The 2,627-nt window shown below is 34.8% G+C and carries 2 protein-coding genes and 1 pseudogene; all 3 read right to left on the reverse strand.

What is annotated here, in order from left to right:
- Positions 1 to 39: 39 nt before the first annotated feature.
- Positions 40 to 141: pseudogene (locus tag ACJ5GX_RS01650) on the reverse strand (outer membrane lipid asymmetry maintenance protein MlaD); the annotation flags it as partial.
- On the reverse strand, positions 134 to 1,096 hold the full coding sequence (locus tag ACJ5GX_RS01655) for a molecular chaperone DnaJ (protein WP_495292628.1): 963 nt from the start codon (positions 1,094 to 1,096) through the stop codon (positions 134 to 136). The gene ACJ5GX_RS01655 and the pseudogene ACJ5GX_RS01650, both read right to left, overlap by 8 nt.
- Before the next feature lie 56 nt (positions 1,097 to 1,152).
- Positions 1,153 to 2,627, reverse strand: a 1,475-nt coding sequence (locus tag ACJ5GX_RS01660; protein WP_495292629.1) for an AAA family ATPase, incomplete at its 5' end; no start/stop codon positions are given.

Here is a 2,627-nt window from a genome sequence, read left to right on the forward strand (position 1 = left end):
AATTGTACATAGGCCAAGTTGGCTTATGTGTTCTTATTCTCACTTTGTAAACATGCCAATAATTTTATCCACTATTCCACCCATATTTGCTTCAGCTTGAGTATGCGCTATTTTACCACCGTGTGAAATTAATTTAGGATCGATCAGTAGTATGCTGTTGTGGTTTTTCTTGAACTAAATCTTCAAAATACATTTTAACAATAGGAAGAACGAGCGGCATAAGTACTAATTTGTAGTCATACCATGCAAATTTTTCTTTATAACTAAATTCCGCATCTTCTTCATATAAACACTGGGTACAGTATTCACCATATAGTTCAAAAGCTTTCACAAAAGTCCTAAGTAAAGCAATAAGTAATAAATCTAATGCTAAATTAGCTATTAGCATCGTTCCATATTGAACAGGCCAGCCATTTTGTGCAACTTCCGACATTAAACTGCATACAGCAAACGCTGCTGATATACATATTACATAATTATCAGCAGCAATAAGTAGATTGTATCTTCTATTTAACCTATCTAGATTTCCTTCTTGTGAGCCTCTTTGTTTACTTGCTGCATAGATAATACTACAAAAGGATATAATAAATAACCATGGCCAAACTCCAATGCTGAATGCATAAAATTTATAAGCAATATTTTGCACTTTGCCACTGTTAGCAAGTTGTGATAAGCAATATTTGACTTGAGGCGACGGACCAAGTACCACATTTGCTAATATAAAAAATAAACATGCTCTATTCACAGCTTTCTCTCTACGCAATAGAATCTCATTGATTCTCCTTTGTTTTTCCTGCACTTCTCGCTGTAATGTTATAGATATGCCAGCTGCTTTTAAGTCGTTAAGATATTTCTCTAGCTTATCTTTATCTGCACTAAGTTTTTTAAACTTTTCTTCAGCTATTTTTTTCTCTTTCTCTCCTACTACTTTATCAGGGTGACATTTTAATGAAGCTCTTCTAAAGCGCCGCTCAACTAACTTAAGTACATCATCAAACTCCTGGCTTATTACTTCTTCCGCTTTTATTCCCAGCCTTGAAAATAAATTCCGTAAATCTTGATTACTGTAATATTGATTTCTGGTTAAACTTGCCACTATAGCCTCATTAAAAAATAGTGACTATACTACAAATTTAATACTCAAGCAAGAATTTAAACTATATCAAAAGCAATTCCGTGTTTACCAATATAAATCCTTAATTTCTTTCCTTTAATTAATCGACGATTCAGTATTTCTTCAGCCAAATGACTTTTTATCTCTTTTTCAATCAGCCTCTCTATTGGGCGTGCTCCCATTTCTTTGCTATAACCTGTTTGCGCAAGATAAGACTTTACTTCTTCTTCCACTGAGCAGCTTATACCCTTTTGCACAAGTTGTTTTTTTAATTCCTGAATAAATTTATCCACAATGTGCAAAATGACATCCGCATCCAAATCAGAAAAGGAAATGACTGCATCAAGACGATTACGAAATTCGGGGCTAAAAACCCGTTCCATTGCTTTTTCGCTGTCACTGATGTTAAAGTTTTTATACCCAAAGCCAATAGAACTTTTGTTACGTTCAAATGCCCCTGCATTGGTTGTCATAATTAAAATCGTATTGGAAAAATTAACCTTACGTCCGTAAGTGTCTGTAACACAACCATAATCCATGATTTGTAGTAATATATTATAAATATCACTATGAGCTTTCTCAATTTCATCAAGAAGTACTACGCTATATTGATTATTAGATACAGATTCTGTAAGCAATCCACCTTGGTCGTAACCCACATATCCAGGAGGGGAACCAATCATTCTAGATATTGTGTGAGGTTCCATATACTCAGACATATCAAACCGAATAAGGTTCATACCCATATTTTGTGCTAGCTGCTTCGCAAGCTCAGTCTTACCTACACCAGTTGGCCCTGCAAAAAGATACTTTGCCAAGGGTTTATTGTAACTTCTCAGACCAGATTTAGCAATTTTAATAGAATTAACGAGAAACTCTATCGCTTGCTCTTGACCAAAAATGGCCCTATTGAGATTTTCTTTCAAAGATTTTACTCTTTGCATATCATCAAACCCGCAAGGTACGTTTGTAATCCTAGCGATAGTACTCTTAATGTCTCTACTGTTTATAATTTTTCGCCTGCTTTTTTGTAACTTACAATATGCCCCTGCTTCATCTATAACATCAACTGCTTTATCAGGTAATATTCGCCCAGTAATATACTTGTGTGAAAGTTCAGCTGCAGATTTAATGGCATGTTTCGTGTAATATACTCCATGATACCTTTCATAGTAATGCTTTATACCATCTAGTATCTTTACTGTATCATTAATAGAAGACTCTTTTACATTAATTTTTTGAAACCTCCTTGCTAATGCTTTATCCTTTTCAAAGCTATTGCTATATTCTCTATATGTAGTTGCACCTATACAACGCAACGCACCTCTTGCAAGTGCAGGTTTGAGCAGATTGCCAGCATCAAGAAAGCTGCCACTTGTTGAACCTGCTCCAATAATAGTGTGTATTTCATCAATGAAAAGAATAGCGCCAGGTTTTGCCTCAATTACTTTTATTATAGATTTTATTCTCTCTTCGAAGTCACCTCTATAGCGTGTTCCTGCAAGAAGTGATC

Source organism: Wolbachia endosymbiont of Tuta absoluta, assembly GCF_059414725.1.